Genomic DNA, 17,304 nt, shown 5'->3' on the forward strand with positions numbered 1-17,304 from the left:
ATAATGCTATGGCGAACATAACCCAGGAAGTAAAAAAAGTAAGTAATGTAGAAACCGGTGGTGCACTTATAGGATATTTGAGTGACAACTATGCTGTAATAACACATTGCTCTGGGCCAGGACCAAAAAGTAAGCTCACAAGAACATCTGTAACTATTGATGGAAACTATACAACAAGACTTTGCATGGACATTTCCAGTAGGTCAGACGGAAGGCTTTACTATCTAGGAGATTGGCATACTCATCTTGGGAATAGCTTATGTCCAAGCGCTACGGATATTAGTGCTATGGCTGTACTACTGAATGAGAAAGTCACTCCTTGGTCAAGTTTGTTCAGTCTAATACTTCATAAAGATTTAACTACATACCGCTTGTATCAATTTAGGCTCGGGAAGAAATTCGAGGAACTTCCAGTCGTGACCTGCAAAGACCCAATTACTATAGCCGATTTGAAGATTAATGATCTACCTTGAAGTGAGGGAGATATTCGTGAAGAAGATTGATTTGAGGGATATTTTTTTAAGACTCCAAAAACAAATGATCGTGACCCTTCAAGCAAGCCGTGAGATTATTGACCATCCCGGTTCAAAAGGTGACGCCTCAGAATTAAAGTGGATTGAATGGTTAGAAAACTACCTTCCAAATCGGTATAAAGTGGGGAAGGCATTTGTTGTAGATTCGCAAAACAACATTAGTGATCAAATGGACTTAGTCATTTATGATCGTCAGTATACTCCATTTGTATATGTAGATAAGGGTACAGCATTTATTCCCGCAGAGAGTGTGTATGCGGTCTTTGAGGTGAAACAGAATTTATCCACTGCGAATATTAGGTATGCCGGAGAGAAGTTTGAAAGTGTGCGTAAATTAGTTCGTACATCAGCAGACATATATCATCTTGGCGGTAGAGGAAAGAAGGAGCATTTCCGGATAATATCGGGGTTCGTTTGCTTAAGCAGTGATTTTAGTCCAGCTTTTAGCGAAACGTGCAGAAAACACATTATGGATTTGCAAGGTGATCAGCGGATGGATTTGGGCTGTGTTCTTCAAGAAAGTGCTTTTAAAGTAACCTATGGCTCGGATACAGAGATAACGATTAGTTCACATGAAGAAACTTTAATCTTCTTTTTCTTTAAACTTATTATGGAGTTACAGAAACTTGGAACCGCACCTGCAATGGATATTGAAGAATATGCGAAGGCGTTGGATTCAATTTAACTGGTTAGAACGTGGTCCATACATTCTTTTTCGGGGTTCTACCATGCTCCAGATAACCCAGCAAAACCAATGAATTTTAGTTCTACACTTTTTTATCACCTGACAATTGTAAGAACCAATCAAAGTCATCCCAAAGCCAAAATAATCGCATTAAAGCCTTAAAAGTCATTCTACGAGCCGAGCGAAAAACAGGTCTCTACTCCTGTTTTTCCTCGGCTTTTTACTTTGGGGATAGAGGGAAGATGCTTTGGAAAAGGCGTAAGTCCAGCTCTGGCGTTGAGGGGGAAATGCAGGGTACCACTTATGCGGCATGGGGCACAGGATCATTATAAACCCATAAGAAATGAAAAGGACATCCACGATGGTGGATGTCTCAGTTACTGCAACAAGCGATCAGAGTCGACTTTTCTTGCTTATGATCCCATCACAGAGCCTTCGTCGACTTCCGCTCCACAAGCGAAGTGTCGACCAGCGTCTTGAGATGCAGGTTCTTGCCTTCGTTTTCGGTGAGACGAACGAGTCGTTCTACCGCGAGCGCGGCGATTTTCTCCTTCTCGACCTGGATGGTCGTAAGCTCGGGAGTAATGACCTCGGCTTCGGAGATGTTGTCAAAGCCGACGACGGACAACTCATCAGGTACTCGAATGCCGAGCTCGTGCGCGGATTTGATTACGCTGATCGCCATATAGTCGCATTCGCAAAATAAGGCGGTCGGGCGTTCGCTCAGAGCGGACCAGGCTTGCACGAACTCCTCCTGCGGGGAGACGACGGTGGGCGCCAGCGTGAACAGATGTTCCTTCGAAATGGAAAGGCCGTGCTCTTCCAGAGCTGCTTCAAACCCGCGGCGGCGGGCGTCGAAGTTGTACATGCGACTCTTGGATTGAGCATAGCCGATCCGGCGGTGCCCGAGTTCGATCAGGTGAGACGCGGCTTGGTAGCCCCCCATAAAATTGTTCATGACGACGAAATCGGCGGCAAGAGATTCATAGCAGGTATCCAGAACGACCAAGTTCTTCACATGTTCGGACACGAGAGCGACTTGGTCCCTTGACAGGTTCGTTCCGAGCAGAATAAGTCCGCTCGCTTCATAGTCCGCCGCGAGGCGTTGAATTTCCCCCGCAAGTTGGTCCCCTTGAATGGAAGAGAAGAGCAGGGAATAGCCGTAAGAGCTGCACTGGTCCTCGATGTGCCGAATCAGCTCTGTGAAGAAAGGCTGCTTCTCGTATTCGTCTAGCACGATGCCGGAATTGGTAAGCGCCGCCAGGCGAAGGAACCGATTGCTCCGATATACCTGCTGCGCGTGCAGCTGCGAACGCTGAATGTAGCCTGTATCTTGGACGATCTTCAGAATCTTGTCGCGCGTCTCCGGGCTGACTCCCGGCTTGCCGTTCAAGGCGAGCGAGACGGCCGACTTGGACACGTTGGCGAGCTTGGCGATATCTTCGATCTTCATTCAAACCCACCTATCGAAACTAAATTAGTTTAGTTAATTGAGTAAATCATTCATGCCAGAAATGGAAGTCGGATGTCTGAGTACGGGAAAACATCGACACGGATTCGAGACGGAACAGTTCTTCCGTATTTAGAGATGGTCTGCGGAAACGCAGTCGTTATGGTTGTGCTGCCGGACGGTGAGACAAGCGTAGTGTCGCCGTCTCCTCTCTATTATCGCATTTTTTTTGCCTTTTAGAAAGGCGTTTAGGTAAATTAATGCGCTTAAAACATAAAAAAATTTATAAAATTAACTAAACTAATTTATTGACGGGTTTAGAGATCGGTGCTACGATGAAGGCGAAATGGAGATCGTCTCTACAGGAGGAATGAATGGTGGCGAAGTTGAAGCTTGGATACGCGCCAACCCGCAGGTTTACGTTCAGTGCCGAAGACGCTTACAAATACAAGGTATTGATTCGGCAGAAGATGGAGTCGTTTGGCATGGATATCGAGATCGTCGATCTCGAGGGCTTGAATCAAGAAGGCTTGCTTTACGATGACCATATCAATGCCGACGCCATCGCCCGCCGGTTTCAAGACGAGCGGGTGGACGCATTGTTTTTCCCGCATTGCAACTTCGGAACGGAGGACACCGTCGCGCGGGTTGCCAAGGCGCTCGGAAAGCCGACGCTGCTGTGGGGTCCGCGGGACGAAGCGCCGCTTGAGGATGGCATGAGATTGCGCGATACCCAATGCGGGCTGTTCGCGACCGGCAAGGTGCTTCGCCGGTTCAACGTGCCTTTCACCTACATCACCAATTCCCGAGTAGACGATCCCGTATTCGAGCGCGGCTTTACCAACTTCATCGCGGCTGCGAATGTAGTAAAGGCGTTCAAGTCGCTGCGCATTCTGCAGATCGGACCGCGGCCGACGTCGTTCTGGACGATGATGTGCAACGAGGGAGAGCTGCTGGAGCGGTTCGGCATCGAGCTGCACCCGATTACGCTGATTGACATTCAACGGACTTCCAAGAAAATCGAGAATGGCAACAACTCCGAGCTGGCGGCGGCTATCGATTATATCAAGGAGAAGTTGGACTATTCCGAGGTGACCGAGGAGGATGTCCGGAGAATCGCCGCGCTTAAGGTCGCGATGAAGCAATACGCCGCGAACAACAACTGCTCGGCGATCGCGATCCAATGCTGGTCGGCCCTGCAGGAAGCGATGGGCATCATGCCGTGCCTCGCGAACGCGATCCTAACCGACGAGCAGATTCCGGTTACCTGCGAGACCGATATTCACGGCGCGATCACCTCGGTGATGGTGCAAGCGGCTACGATGAATACGGCTCCGACGTTCTTCGCCGATCTGACGATCCGCCACCCCGACAACCCGAACGGCGAACTGCTTTTCCACTGCGGCAACTTCCCCGTCTCGCTCAGCGTGGAGGAGAAGCCGAAGCTGCGCAAGCACTTCTTGTTCGACGACCACTCGCCGGGAACGCATGAAGGCGAAATTCGCGGCGGCGACATGACGCTGGCCCGGTTCGACGGGGACCATGGGGAATATTCGATTTTCCTAGGCAAGGCGCGCGGTATTCAAGGCCCGTACACCCGCGGCTCGTACGTTTGGGTGGAAGTGAACGACTGGCCGCTCTGGGAGGAGAAGCTGGTCAAGGGACCCTACGTCCACCACGCCGTCGGTATCCACGCCAACGCGATTCCCGCCATTTATGAGGCTTGCAGCTACATCCCGGGGCTGACGCCGGATCCCGTCGATCCGACCGAGAACGAGATTCGCGCCTGGCTTCGCGGGGCGGGCCTTTGAGCAAGCGACCGAAGGAGGAATCCGAATGAATAGCACGGAGCTGAAACTGAAAGCGGTCCAGATTCGGATGGACCTGTTGAAGATGATCCACCACGCCAAGACAGGGCATACCGGGGGATCTCTGAGCAATACCGACATCCTCACGGCCTTATATTATCGGATCATGAAGATCGACCCTAAACGGCCTAAATGGGAGGAGCGAGACCGGTTTATCGCCAGCAAGGGCCATTCGGTCGAATCGCTATGGTGCATTCTGGGGGATATCGGTTTCTTCCCGCGGGAGGAGCTGGAGACGTTCAGCCAATTCGGGACGCGTCTCATCGGGCATCCGAATAACAAGGTTCCCGGCATCGAGATGAACACGGGAGCGCTCGGGCACGGCCTAGCGATCTCGGTCGGGATGGCACTGGCAGCCCGAAGAGACGGCAAGTCTTATCGCGTATTCTGCCTGATGGGAGACGGGGAACAAGCCGAAGGCTCCGTCTGGGAAGCGGCGATGGCGGGCGCCCATTACAAGCTGGACAACCTGGTCGGCATCATCGACCGCAACCGGCTGCAGATCAGCGGGGCGACGGAGGAAGTGATGGGGCTCGAGCCGCTCGAGGAGAAGTGGGCCGCGTTCGGGTGGAACGTGGTCTCCGTCGACGGCAACGACATTGACGAGCTGGTGAAGGCATTCGAAGCGGCACCATCCGTCCCGGGCAAGCCGACGCTAGTGATGGCCAACACGGTGAAAGCCAAGGGCATCTCATTCGCCGAGAACGTTCCGCAATGGCACCATCGCGTGCCGAACGACGAAGAGCTTGCGAAGGCGCTTGCGGAGCTGTCCGCGTCGGCAGAGCAAATCAAGCAAGAAGGGCAGGCGAGATAAGCGATGAATAAGATCCCTAACCGGCAAGTCATCTGCGAGACGCTCGCCGACCTGGCGCGGGTGGACCGGGACATCACGGTGCTCGCCAGCGATTCTCGCGGCTCGGCTGCGATGGCGCCTTTCGCGCAGGCGTTTCCCGAGCAGTTCGTCGAAGTCGGCATCGCGGAGCAGAACATCGTCGGTATCGCGGCCGGATTGGCGCACAGCGGGAAGAAGCCCTTCGTGGCGTCGCCGGCCTGCTTCTTGAGCATGCGGAGTATCGAGCAGATCAAGGTAGACGTCGCCTACTCCGGCACGAACGTGAAGCTGGTCGGCATTAGCGGCGGTGTCAGCTACGGCGCGCTCGGAATGTCGCACCATTCGGTGCAGGATATCGCCGTGGCGCGCGCCATTCCGGGGCTGGCCGTGCTGCTGCCGGCTGACCGCCACGAGACGAAGCGGATGACCGAAGCACTCGTCAAGCACAAAGGGGGCGCGTACGTGCGTATCGGGCGCAACCCGGTGGAGGATGTTTACGAATCCGACGCCTACGCGTTCGAGATCGGCAAAGCGGTCACGATGCGGGAAGGGACGAACCTGACGATCATCGCCGCGGGCGAGACGGTGCGTGTCGCGCTCGACGCCCACGACGCGCTTGCCGCGGAAGGCGTATCCTGCCGCGTGCTCAACATGCACACGATCAAGCCGTTGGACGAAGAGGCGATCGTTCGCGCGGCGAGCGAAACGGGCCACATCATGACGGTGGAAGAGCATAGCATTCACGGCGGCTTGGGGGCGGCGGTAGCGGAGGTAGTCGTGCAGCGCCGGCCGGTTCCGATGCACATCGTCGGCATTCCCGACGAGCCGGCCATCGCGGGCAAGACATCGGAAGTGTTCGAGCATTACGGCATCAGCGCGGACAACTTAAAGCGAATCGCCCTTGCGTTGTTGGGGCGGTAAGGACTCGTCATGGACAAAAACTATATGCTGGCCGTCGACCAGAGCACGTCGGGTACGAAGGCGCTCGTCGTGGATCGTTCGGGCACGATCGTCGCCCGCAGCTTCTTGGAGCATCGACAAATTTATCCCCAAGCCGGCTGGGTGGAGCACGATCCGCTGGAGATTTACGAGAATGCGCTAAAGACCGTACGGCAAGCGACGAAAGCCGCCGGCATCGAACCAGGGGAGCTCGCCGCGTTAACCGTGACCAACCAGCGCGAGACGGCCGTCCTATGGGATCGGGTCACCGGGCTTCCGGTGTATAATGCAATCGTATGGCAATGCCAGCGAACAGCCGGCGCTTGCGCGGAGTTCAAGCAGGCGGGTCTCGAAGAGATCGTCCGGGAGAGAACCGGACTGTTGCTCGATCCGTACTTCTCCGCAGCAAAGTGGCGTTGGATGCTGGATCATGCAGACGGTGCCAGGTCATCGCTGGAGAAGGGGCGCCTGCTGGCGGGCACGGTGGACAGTTGGCTCGTCTGGAAGCTGACCGATGGCAGGGCTCACGTTACCGATTACACGAACGCCAGCAGGACCTCGCTGTTCAACATTCACGCGCTCGAGTGGGACGAAGACATGTGCGGGTTGTTCGGCGTGCCGGCTTCGCTGCTGCCGTCCGTCCGATCCTCCGACGAGATCGTCGGGTGGACGACGGAGTCGCTGTTTGGGGATGTGAGCGTGCCGATCGCGGGGGTGATCGGCGACTCCCAGGCGGCTCTGTTCGGTCACTTTTGTTTGGAACCGGGCATGGCGAAGGCGACTTTCGGCACCGGCACTTCGGTACTCATGAACGCGGGCGACCGCCCGGCTCCCGCAGGCAAGGGACTCGTTCAGGCAATCGCTTGGGGACGAGGCGGCAAAGCGACCTATGCTCTGGAGGCGATCATCCGCTCTTCAGGCGATACAGTCAAATGGGCGAGAGACCAGCTAGGGCTCTTCTCGGACATGGACGAGATGGAGCGGCTGCTCGCCGAGGCGCCGACGAACGAAGGCGTGTACCTCGTGCCGGCGTTCGTCGGGCTCGGCGCGCCCTATTGGCAGCCCGACGCGCGGGCGGCGCTGACAGGGATGAGCCGGGGAACCGGCCGTCCCCATATCGTTCGCGCCGCGATCGAAAGTATGGCGTACCAGGTGCGCGATGCGGTCGAGCTGCTTGAGGCCCAGTCCGGCATCCCGTTGAAAGAATTGAGGGCCGACGGAGGAGCCGCTTCCAACGCCGTACTCATGCAATTTCAGGCGGACCAGCTAGAGCGGCCCGTCGCCAAGTCCGGTACGGCGGAGCTGTCGGCTCTTGGCTCGGCTTATCTGGGGGGACTTGGCGTCGGATTCTGGGCGTCGGTCGAAGAGCTTGTCCGGGAGTATCTCCGATACGAACCCGCGGCAGAGCGGGAGGAAGCGGAGCGCAACTATGCCGGGTGGAAGCGGGCCGTCGCTTCCGTCATCGGCCTTGCAAGCGCGGGGCAAGAAGGAACGGATCATAAGGAGGGGTACAGATGACATTCGCCGACACGACAAAGCTTGGCAAGGTCTTGAAGAATCCTGAAGCCCAACGCATTCTTTTCAAGCACGACCCGTCTCTCGCGGAATCCAGCTTCACGATACAGTTTAAGAAGCTTCAGTCCTTGAGCGCCTATCTCGAATCGCTCGGGTCGGACGCGCTGCGGGAGACAGTCCGCGCGGAACTCGCGGGGGTTCCGGAAGCGGCAGAGGAAGAGACAGCGTTCCTGCCTTCCCCGGATTACGAGGGCGAAGAGGTCGTCATCGGCTCGGCGCCCGCGGCGGCGCCGACCGAGGCGGAGCGATGGGGAGTGTTCGAGCTCGAGCTTCAAGGTCCGAGGCACGGCAATCCGTTCGTGGACGTTGAACTGAGCGCGGAATTCCGATGCGGCGGCCGGTCGTTGAGATCGCAAGGCTTCTACGACGGAGACGGCGTCTACCGAGTTCGTTTCATGCCAGACGAAGAGGGAGAATGGACATTCCGGACGAGCAGCAACGCCCGTTCGCTCGACGGCATCACGGGCCGGTTCGCCGTGACGCCCCCTTCCTCCGGCAATCGGGGGCCGGTTCGGGTGAAGTACCGGTTCCATTTTGCCTACGAGGACGGAACGCCTTACATCCCCGTCGGCACGACCTGCTACGTGTGGACGCACCAAGGCGAAGAGCTGGAGGAGCAGACGCTCGAGACGCTGTCCCGATCTCCCTTCAACAAAATCCGCATGTGCGTTTTTCCAAAAGCGTATCTGTTCAACGAGAACGAGCCGGAGCATTATCCGTACGAAGGCTCCGTAGAAACGGGTTGGGATTACGAACGGTTCAATCCGGCGTTCTTCCGGCACTTGGAACGGAGGATCGCGGATCTCGGAAGGCTTGGGATCGAGGCGGATCTCATTCTGTTCCATGCGTACGACCGTTGGGGATTCTCGGAGATGGGACGGGCGGCGGACGACCGGTATTTGCGGTACGTCGTGGCCAGACTGTCCGCTTTCCGCCACGTCTGGTGGTCGCTCGCGAACGAATACGATCTGATGTGGGAGAAGGAGACGGAAGACTGGGAGCGGTTCGCTGCCATCGTCACGGGGAACGATCCGCATGGCCATCTGATCTCGATCCATAACTGCATGCCTTTCTACGACTACGGTCGCCCGTGGGTGACGCATTGCAGCATTCAGAGACAGGACGTCTACAAGACGGCCGAATATACCGACGAATGGCACGAACGCTGGGGCAAGCCGGTCGTCATCGACGAGTGCGCGTACGAAGGCAATGTTAATCAGGGCTGGGGCAACATCAGCGGCCAAGAGATGACCCGACGGTTCTGGGAAGGCGCCGTGCGCGGAGGCTACGTCGGCCATGGCGAGACGTACATGCACCCCGAGGATGTGATCTGGTGGTCCAAGGGAGGCAAGCTGCACGGTACGAGTCCGGAGAGAATCGCGTTCCTTCGCCGGATTCTGGAGGAAGGGCCGGTACAAGGAATCGGCCCGCTCCGGAAGAGCCCGATGGAATGGGACGCTCCCGTCGGAGGCGTGGAAGGCGAGTACATGCTGCATTACTATGGATTCAACCGGCCCAGCTACCGGGAGTTCGCGCTGCCGGCGGGCGCCAGCTATACCGTGGACATCATCGACACTTGGAACATGACCGTCGAGCGGTTGGCGGGCACCTTCGAGGGGAGATTCCGCGTCGAGCTGCCGGGACGGGAGTACATGGCGGTCAGGCTGATCCGCGCGTAATCTCCATATCAACGGGAAAGGCGAGCGCAAGTTGCTCGCCTTTTCGTTTCTCCGTATCCTTCTCTCTGCGATTACGATGCTGTAGTGGCCCTTATGCGGCATCCGATGTCCATAATCTTCATCAGTGTGTCGATGTTCTTTTCCGTCAATTGCTTGCCTTGAAGCTTTTCGGCCATTAGCTTATTCGGGAGTGGCTAGTTCCACTCCTATTTATTTTATATGATGTTGACATACATACGATTTTGACATATATTGTTCTTGCAAGGAGGTGTCTTCCCTGAAAACGGAAATTACTGAATATCGCGATATTGCAGACAGAGTTGGAGGGGATGATGGGAAAAAGCTTCATGAGTTAATTGACGCTTTTGAGCAGTTGAGAGATATTAAATTACTCGGAGCTACAGATGTTGCAAATCGTCTTGGTATTGATCCGAGAAATATGGGACATAAACGAAAGACAAAGTATTTTCCGAACTCCGTTGCACGTTCAGGAAAATTCGAATTTTGGTTGGAGCATGATATCGTCGAGTATATTGAAAATATCAAAATATGGAGAGAAAGAAATAGATAAGGAGGGACTATGTGGAAAAATTTCTAGGTTTCATGTTCTTTTCAAGTGTTGAAGTATTAGCTTTAATTGCCATCACTTTAACAATCTTTAGGTTTAAAATTAGTGATTACATTTGGCAATCTGTATTAATTGCTATCGTTATGAATATAATGAGCTTCGTTCTTCGTAATGAATTAGACCTTCCTAGTTTAGCCCCCATTTCAAATGTAATTGCGTTTGCATTATTTATTTACATATTCCTCAAGGAACCGCCTCTGGTTTGGTCTTTCATAATGAGTCTAACGGGAACAGTCGCATTTGTTATTATTCAAGCAATATTTATCGCCTGCTCTTTCGGTACTCTCTCAATACACGCAGTTGATTCAGATCTTGTAAAAGGATATATGCTCCAGACTATGACCGGTGTAACTATTTTCATTATTTCTTACATGCTTTATAAACGTGGATGGGGATATTCCGCTGAATTTACAAAATTAAAGTTTAAGTGGGAACGGTTCGTAGTCCTCGGTATGATCATCATAATAACGGCCGCTTTGGGAGCTCTGCTATATTACAAGGATTTATTGATAGACATCCTGTTTTTGTTCTTAGCCTTCCTGTTCATTATCTTCTATACGACGAAATATTGATTCCAAGATTAGCTCGCACCACAGCCCGGTGGATAAAAGGAGCAGCTCCGGATCATCCAGTCAGTATTGACGTACTTGTTTTTTCGCTCCAAGCAATCATAAATGTCGTGAGCATCGTTATTGTCACGATCGCCATCTCTTTAATCACAGGAAAGATAGAAGAGGCAATCATGGCGCTTATTGCGTTTGGAGCACTGCGGCAAGTATCCGGTGGTCTTCACTTAAAATCCGGTGACCTTTGTGTTCTCGTGAGCGTCATTGGAATAACATTGATCTCTTTTTCCAACTTTAACTCTGCAGTTATATACATAGTGACCAGTATTAGTCTATGTCTTGCAGCTCTCTTCGCACCGTCAAGAATTGAAAATCAAACCCGAATACCAGAAAGGTATTTTCCTGCCCTAAAGATAATTTCATTGCTCATCATTGGCTCAAATTTCTTTATACAATCACCAATCCTTGCAGTTGCATGGTTTGTTCAAGGGCTCACACTCATAAAGCCATTAGGGGCGGGAAACCTAAAATGAGGAGCGGAAAACTATTATTATAAAACAAATTGAAAGGAGGTGAGTAACATATGAAGAAGGCTATCGCCAAGCGAATTGCTACGCTTCTGGGATTGACAGCTGTCGTTCTCGTTTCTACAGCGAGCGTGTTCTTTGTGAACCAACCCAAGGTTCCTCAAGAACTGCTCAGGAAGTAAAGGGGCGGTCAATATGAGGGTTGCCGTGGCCCAAGATCCAGAAGGGAAGACGGGGCTCATAGAGCTGCAGGCGGAACAACTGTGGTATATCGAGACCAATAAAAAAATCAAAGATATGGTCGTAGTCCATATGTCGCAAAATGAATGCTACTATGCTCCAGGTACCTTAAAGTTCTGGGAAACGGCGCTAAAAGCATCGGGATTGTTATTCGAAAAGGTAGATCGTACAAATGTTCTCCATCTTCCATTGGTGAAGTACATGGATGAATACTACAACACATACTTTGAAGATTCAAGGACAAAAGATTCGAAATACTGTACTGTATCGGTTGCCAATGCCAAATTCGTCCGAGACTACTTAAATAAAAATAAATCAAAGCTTCAAGCTTACTAAGGGACGTCACTAAGACGTCCTTTTACTATTGTGTGGGAGATTAACTTAAATGGAGGGGTTAAACATAATAACATAAAGTGGATAGCAGATGCTGTCGAAATTTCTGAATTTATTTGGAAAATTCGGGCTCTCTTATATTGTTTACAATATTCAAACATAATCCAATAATACAAATGTGAAGTAAAGAGGTATTGAGGTTTTCGAAAATATGTTGACAAAAACAAAAATCGCCGATTGCTTCAACTACCGATCTACCAATCGTATTTAAAAATATCGTCCATTGTAACACCGAATACGATCGCACAAGCCTTTCGGACTGAGTCCGGTATTGGATGTTGTGTTTCTCTCGTTCATATTTACTCATTGCTGTAAACGGAACGTGTACATACGGATTCAGTCGCTCGCACAACTCCTTTTGGGTCTATCCTTTGGCGGCGCGTAGATCGGGCAGCAAGCATCTCCCCCTTTTAAGGACATGTGTGCTACCTCCAAAATAATTGGTTTTAGGAGTGGATATGGTAATGATAGACGTACTTAAATTTCTCCAGAAGTTAAACAATGGCACTCCTGAGCATAGAAAGCATATATGGGATCTGCTTTTGTATCTTAGCGAGAGCTATCTAGTAAAGCACGAACAACAGAAAGAACTCTTTTCTTATCCTCCTCGGTCAGCTCGCGACCAAAGTATTGCATCGGAACGTCGATAAGATCTTCATCGGAAAAGTTGATACGATCAACCAGCTTTTTCTCTTCAACGGTATAATTTTCACCGATTCTATCTGTTTTACCGAGTAACCAGTCTACAGTTACCCCGTAACAATCCGCGAGCTGTTGCAGTACCTCCAACTCCACGCCATTAACACCGTTCTCATATGCACTTAATGATTGATTGCTGATGCCAAGGCGATGCTTTACATCCATTTGTGTGAGCCCGGCTTGTTTACGGGCTTTTTTTAATCTGGCCTGCATGATCTTATTTTCCGGTCCGACCTTTACCAACGAGGCCACCTCCTATAATTGGTATAATAACACACTTTCCAGAATACGTGGAATTAATTCTTGTATTTCTGGAATTCTTTGACGGACGATCAATAGGTCGGAAAATCGTAAACGATAGGTCGGTTTTGTGGTGAGCGCGCAAGACGGAAACGGTTTACAATCGAGGGCAGACAGGCCGAGCCGTCATGCAAGTGTAACGGTTATTCGATTTCGAATAGCCTGGCGAACCCACCCCGCATGAGGAGGATGCACCAGATGAGCGAACAAACGAAGAACGACGAACGGACGCGGGCGGTCGACATTCGATACGTCGCGAATCCGAACGGGCCGACGCTAGGCTATTCCGCCAATTCCGGAGTAAAGATTCTGGAGGCGGACGGGCTCAAGTTCAAGGATCTCAGCAAAGACGGCGTGCTTCAACCGTACGAGGACTGGAGGTTGCCGGCCGAAGAGAGGGCGCGAGACCTCGCTTCCCGAATGTCCGTCGAGCAGATTGCCGGCCTCATGCTCTACAGCCGCCATCAATCGATTCCGGCCTCTAGCCGCGGTTGGTTCTCCGCCACCTACGGGGGCAAGAAGTACGAGGAGAGCGGCGCCAGACCCTGGGATTTGACGGACGAGCAGATGCAGTTCCTGGAGCGGGACCACTTAAGGCACATCCTGATAACGACGGCGGAGAGCCCGGAGATCGCCGCCCGCTGGAACAACAAGGTGCAGGCGTTCGCGGAATCGACGGGCTTCGGCATCCCGGCGAACAACAGCTCCGATCCTCGCCACGGCTCCGATTCGAGCTCGGAATTCAATGCGGGCTCCGGCGGGACAATCTCGATGTGGCCGGAGACGCTCGGCCTGGCGGCGACGTTCGATCCGTCGGTCACGCGCAAGTTCGGCGAGATCGGATCGAAGGAGTACCGCGCGTTAGGGATCACCACCGCCTTGTCCCCCCAAATCGACATCGCCACCGATCCGCGCTGGTTCCGGTTTAACGGCACGTTCGGGGAGGATTCGGCGCTGACGACCGACATGGCCCGCGCCTACGCGGACGGCTTCCAGACGTCCGAGGGCGAGGCGGAGATCGCCGGCGGCTGGGGCTACGACAGCGTCAACGCGATGGTGAAGCATTGGCCGGGCGGCGGCTCGGGCGAGGGCGGCCGGGACGCGCATTACGGCTGCGGCAAGTACGCGGTGTATCCCGGAGGCAACTTCGAGGAGCATATGAAGCCGTTCCTCGAGGGCGCCTTCCGGCTGGAAGGCGAGACGGGCCGGGCATCCGCCGTCATGCCCTATTACACGATCTCGGTCGATCAGGATCCGGCGTACGGCGAGAATGTCGGCAATTCGTACAGCAAGTATATCATTGGGGATTTGCTTCGGGACAAGATCGGCTATGATGGCGTCGTGTGCACGGATTGGCTCATAACGGCGGACGAGACGCAGGCTAAGGACACGTTCCTGAGCGGCAAATCGTGGGGCGTCGAAGGGCTTGGCGTCGCGGAACGCCATTACAAGGCGCTGCAGGCCGGCGTGGATCAGTTCGGAGGGAACAACGAGGCGGGGCCGTTGCTGGAGGCGTACCGGATGGGCGTCGCCGAGCACGGCGAAGCGTACATGCGGCGCCGCTTCGAGCAGTCCGCCGTCCGCTTGCTGCTGAATATGTTCCGGCTCGGCTTGTTCGAGAATCCGTATCTCGATCCGGAGAAGAGCGCGGAGACCGTCGGCAATCCCGAATACATGAGAGAAGGCTACGAGGCGCAGCTTCGATCGATCGTCCTGCTGAAGAACAAGGGCGGCTTGCTTCCGATCCGCGAGCGCAAGACGGTCTACATCCCGAAGCGCTTCACCCCGGCCGGGAAGGATTGGTTCGGCTTCGCGACGCCGGAGAAATTAGAATATCCGGTCAATCTCGACATCGCGCGCAAATTTTTCGACGTCACGGAGAACCCTGAAGAGGCGGACTTCGGACTCGTCTTCATCGGCAATCCGAAGTCCGGCGTCGGCTACAGCCAAGAAGACGCCGAGAGCGGCGGGAACGGCTACGTTCCGATCAGCCTTCAATACCGGCCGTATACCGCGGAATACGCCCGCGAAACGAGCTTAGCCGGCGATGCCCGGCCGGGCGACGTTCTGAACCGGACGTATAAAGGCAAAAGCGTATCTACCCACAACGAGAGCGATCTCGATGCGGTGCTGGAGACGAGAGCGGCGATGAAGGGCAAGCCGGTCGTCGTATCGATGCTGTTGTCCAACCCCGCCGTCGTGGAGGAGTTCGAAAGGGAAGTCGACGCGATCGTGGCGAACTTCGGCGTTCAAGACCAGGCGATCCTCGAGGTGCTGACCGGGGCGTCGGAACCGTCGGGCCTGCTGCCGATGCAGATGCCGGCCAGCATGCGCACGGTCGAGGAGCAGCTGGAAGACGTCGCGCACGACATGGAAGTCCATGTCGATTCCGAAGGGAACCGTTACGATTTCGCATTCGGCTTAAATTGGTCCGGCGTCATCGACGACGGGCGGACGCGCAAGTACGGCAAGCGTCGCTAGTCGAGAACCCCCGCTCTGCCGGCCATGGGCACCCGGTCTTTTCGGACCGGAGTGCCTTTTTGCCCATGAAAGTGGTAGCATAGACGGACATACGTCGACAACATGGGAGGACCGCAGCGAATGTACCGACTCCGATCTTTGATGAACTCCTTGCGCTTCAAGTTGTTCGCTACCATTCTGCTGTTCATGGTGCCGCTGATCGTCATCATTCTGATTAACGATCACTATTCCATTCAAGTCGTCCGCAACCAGGTCGCCCAGTCGAACAAAAACCTGCTCAGCCTCTACATGAGCCAGATCGATTCCAATCTCGCGGACATCGATAACTACTTGTTCAATCTGTCGGAGAGGGACACCGATCTGCTCCAATTGGAATATCCGGGAGCCAAAGGAGGGACGGCTTACTCCCTCGCGAAGCTTCGATTATATAACGACCTGAGGAACGAGATCGATTACTACAAGACGCCGGACATGTTCTTCATCTACTCGGAAACGAACGACGACGCGCTGATGGTCGGCAGCTCCGGCTACGGCTCTACCTTCGAGGAGCGCGCATCCGTACAGGACGAGATTCATAAGCTTCTCGGCGGCGATCTGTCGGCGATCAATTATGAGAAGTGGCACGTATGGAAAGCGAAGAACGGATATTATCTCTACCACATCGTGAAGACGGAAAACGTGTATGTCGGCGCCTGGGTAAGCGCGGACAAGCTCATCAGCCCGCTTCATCTGATGGACTTCGGCGAAGCCGGCGGCGCGCTGCTCGCGACGAAGGATTTGGAGCCGATGCAGCTCGCGGATAAAGTCAAGTCCGAGAACATCGACTTGCATTACGGCTCGGATGCTTTCGCGATCGCGGGAGGCACGCAATCGTATCTCGTCATGGGGGAAGCGTCCTCCAGGGGGGACTTTCATCTCATCGCGCTCATCCCGCAAAGCGCGATTCTCGAGAAGCTCCCGTATCTTCAGCGAGTCTCCTCCTTGATCACGCTTGGCTCTTGCGTCTTCCTCGTCCTGTTCATGTTCATCATGAGAAAGGTATTCCTGCTTCCGATTCAGCGGCTCATCACCGCCATGCGCAAGCTGAAGGACGGCCATTGGCAGGCGCAAGTGAAGCCTTATCCGACGTCCACCGAATTCGAGCTGATGAATGTGACGTTTAACCGGATGATCGACGAGATCCGGAATCTGAAGATCAACGTGTACGAGGAGAAGCTGAACCATCAGCGGGCCGAGCTGAAGCATCTGCAGCTTCAGATCAACCCCCATTTTTTCCTCAATTCCCTTAACATTATTTATAACCTCGCGACGGTCAAGGACTTCAAGATCATCCAGGAGATGACCAAGTGCCTGGTCGCCTACTTTCGGTTCATGTTCCGCAGCAATTCCTATATCGTCAGCCTTCGGGAGGAACTGGCCCATGCCGGCAACTACTTGCGGATCCAGGAGCTTCGCTTTCCCGGCCACTTGTCGTATCGGATCGATGCGCCGGACGAATTGCTGGAAACGGGCGTTCCGCCGCTTGTGATTCAGACGATCGTCGAGAACGCGATCAAGTACGCCGTCAATCTCGACGGCATGCTGGAGATCCTCGTAAGGGTCTCGTCGGAAGAGAAGGCTGGCGTCCGCCTGCTTCTGATCCGTATCGAAGATACCGGCCCCGGCTATCCTGAGGACGAGCTGGTCCGGCTTCGGCAGGACGAGGAGACGATCAGCGAAGAAGGCGAGCGCGTCGGCATCTGGAACATCAAGCGCCGTCTGCGGCTGTTGTACAAGACGCATTCGGATATTCGCTTTTTTAACGAGCCCGGTCGCGGAGCCGTCGTCGAGATTCGGATTCCGGTGCAGGACGAGAGAGAGCAGCGGTACGATGTCAAGACCTTAAATCAGACATATTTGAATGAAGCGC

General features: G+C 53.9%; 16 protein-coding genes. 14 read left to right on the forward strand and 2 right to left on the reverse strand.

Features of this window, described 5'->3' with window-relative positions; genetic code table 11:
- Positions 1-8 precede the first annotated feature (8 nt).
- On the forward strand, positions 9-473 hold the full coding sequence (locus LKX83_RS34530; RefSeq protein ID WP_227886370.1) for a Mov34/MPN/PAD-1 family protein: 465 nt from the start codon (positions 9-11) through the stop codon (positions 471-473).
- Between the two features lie 16 nt (positions 474-489).
- The gene (locus tag LKX83_RS29175; protein WP_227886355.1) at positions 490-1,218 is read left to right on the forward strand and encodes a DUF6602 domain-containing protein; all 729 of its coding nucleotides are present in this window, start codon (positions 490-492) and stop codon (positions 1,216-1,218) included.
- A 424-nt stretch (positions 1,219-1,642) separates the two neighbouring features.
- On the opposite strand, the gene LKX83_RS29180 is transcribed toward LKX83_RS29175, so the two are convergent.
- Positions 1,643-2,671, reverse strand: a complete 1,029-nt coding sequence (locus tag LKX83_RS29180; RefSeq protein WP_227886356.1) for a LacI family DNA-binding transcriptional regulator — start codon at positions 2,669-2,671, stop codon at positions 1,643-1,645.
- A gap of 374 nt (positions 2,672-3,045) precedes the next feature.
- On the opposite strand from LKX83_RS29180, the gene LKX83_RS29185 reads away from it, so the two are divergent.
- The 10 genes from LKX83_RS29185 (at position 3,046) to LKX83_RS29230 (ending at position 11,858) form a co-directional block, all read left to right on the forward strand.
- Complete coding sequence (locus LKX83_RS29185; protein WP_227886371.1) at positions 3,046-4,479, forward strand: L-fucose/L-arabinose isomerase family protein; 1,434 nt, start codon at positions 3,046-3,048, stop codon at positions 4,477-4,479.
- A gap of 25 nt (positions 4,480-4,504) precedes the next feature.
- Complete coding sequence (locus LKX83_RS29190) at positions 4,505-5,350, forward strand: transketolase (RefSeq protein WP_227886357.1); 846 nt, start codon at positions 4,505-4,507, stop codon at positions 5,348-5,350.
- A 3-nt stretch (positions 5,351-5,353) separates the two neighbouring features.
- Entirely contained in the window at positions 5,354-6,289 is a 936-nt protein-coding gene (locus LKX83_RS29195) for a transketolase family protein (RefSeq protein ID WP_227886358.1), read from the forward strand.
- Positions 6,290-6,298: 9 nt separating this feature from the next.
- On the forward strand, positions 6,299-7,825 hold the full coding sequence (locus LKX83_RS29200; RefSeq protein ID WP_227886359.1) for an FGGY family carbohydrate kinase: 1,527 nt from the start codon (positions 6,299-6,301) through the stop codon (positions 7,823-7,825).
- Positions 7,822-9,561, forward strand: coding sequence for a DUF5605 domain-containing protein (locus tag LKX83_RS29205; protein WP_227886360.1), 1,740 nt, complete (start codon positions 7,822-7,824; stop codon positions 9,559-9,561). The genes LKX83_RS29200 and LKX83_RS29205 overlap by 4 nt, the downstream gene beginning before the upstream one ends.
- 268 nt (positions 9,562-9,829) lie before the next feature.
- On the forward strand, positions 9,830-10,132 hold the full coding sequence (locus LKX83_RS29210) for a hypothetical protein (RefSeq protein WP_227886361.1): 303 nt from the start codon (positions 9,830-9,832) through the stop codon (positions 10,130-10,132).
- 11 nt (positions 10,133-10,143) lie between these two features.
- Positions 10,144-10,761 carry a hypothetical protein gene (locus LKX83_RS29215; protein ID WP_227886362.1) on the forward strand — a complete coding sequence of 206 codons (618 nt, stop codon included), beginning with the start codon at positions 10,144-10,146 and terminating at the stop codon, positions 10,759-10,761.
- Complete coding sequence (locus tag LKX83_RS29220) at positions 10,758-11,288, forward strand: accessory gene regulator ArgB-like protein (protein ID WP_227886363.1); 531 nt, start codon at positions 10,758-10,760, stop codon at positions 11,286-11,288. The genes LKX83_RS29215 and LKX83_RS29220 overlap by 4 nt, the downstream gene beginning before the upstream one ends.
- A gap of 50 nt (positions 11,289-11,338) precedes the next feature.
- Positions 11,339-11,464, forward strand: a complete 126-nt coding sequence (locus LKX83_RS29225; protein WP_227886364.1) for a cyclic lactone autoinducer peptide — start codon at positions 11,339-11,341, stop codon at positions 11,462-11,464.
- Positions 11,465-11,477: 13 nt separating this feature from the next.
- Positions 11,478-11,858 carry a hypothetical protein gene (locus LKX83_RS29230; RefSeq protein ID WP_227886365.1) on the forward strand — a complete coding sequence of 127 codons (381 nt, stop codon included), beginning with the start codon at positions 11,478-11,480 and terminating at the stop codon, positions 11,856-11,858.
- Positions 11,859-12,464: 606 nt separating this feature from the next.
- Here LKX83_RS29230 and LKX83_RS29235 read toward each other — a convergent pair.
- A complete protein-coding gene (locus LKX83_RS29235; RefSeq protein WP_227886366.1) occupies positions 12,465-12,857 on the reverse strand; it encodes a helix-turn-helix domain-containing protein in 393 nt (130 codons plus the stop codon).
- Between the two features lie 255 nt (positions 12,858-13,112).
- Here LKX83_RS29235 and LKX83_RS29240 point away from each other — a divergent pair, with 255 nt between their 5' ends.
- Positions 13,113-15,395 (forward strand): glycoside hydrolase family 3 protein, encoded by a 2,283-nt coding sequence (locus LKX83_RS29240; RefSeq protein ID WP_227886367.1) that lies wholly within the window; start codon positions 13,113-13,115, stop codon positions 15,393-15,395.
- A gap of 120 nt (positions 15,396-15,515) precedes the next feature.
- Positions 15,516-17,304 (forward strand): sensor histidine kinase (locus tag LKX83_RS29245; protein WP_227886368.1); only part of this gene is annotated, 1,789 nt, incomplete at its 3' end.

It is taken from the genome of Cohnella baijiui, from assembly GCF_020731285.1.
Lineage (GTDB): Bacteria > Bacillota > Bacilli > Paenibacillales > Paenibacillaceae > Cohnella.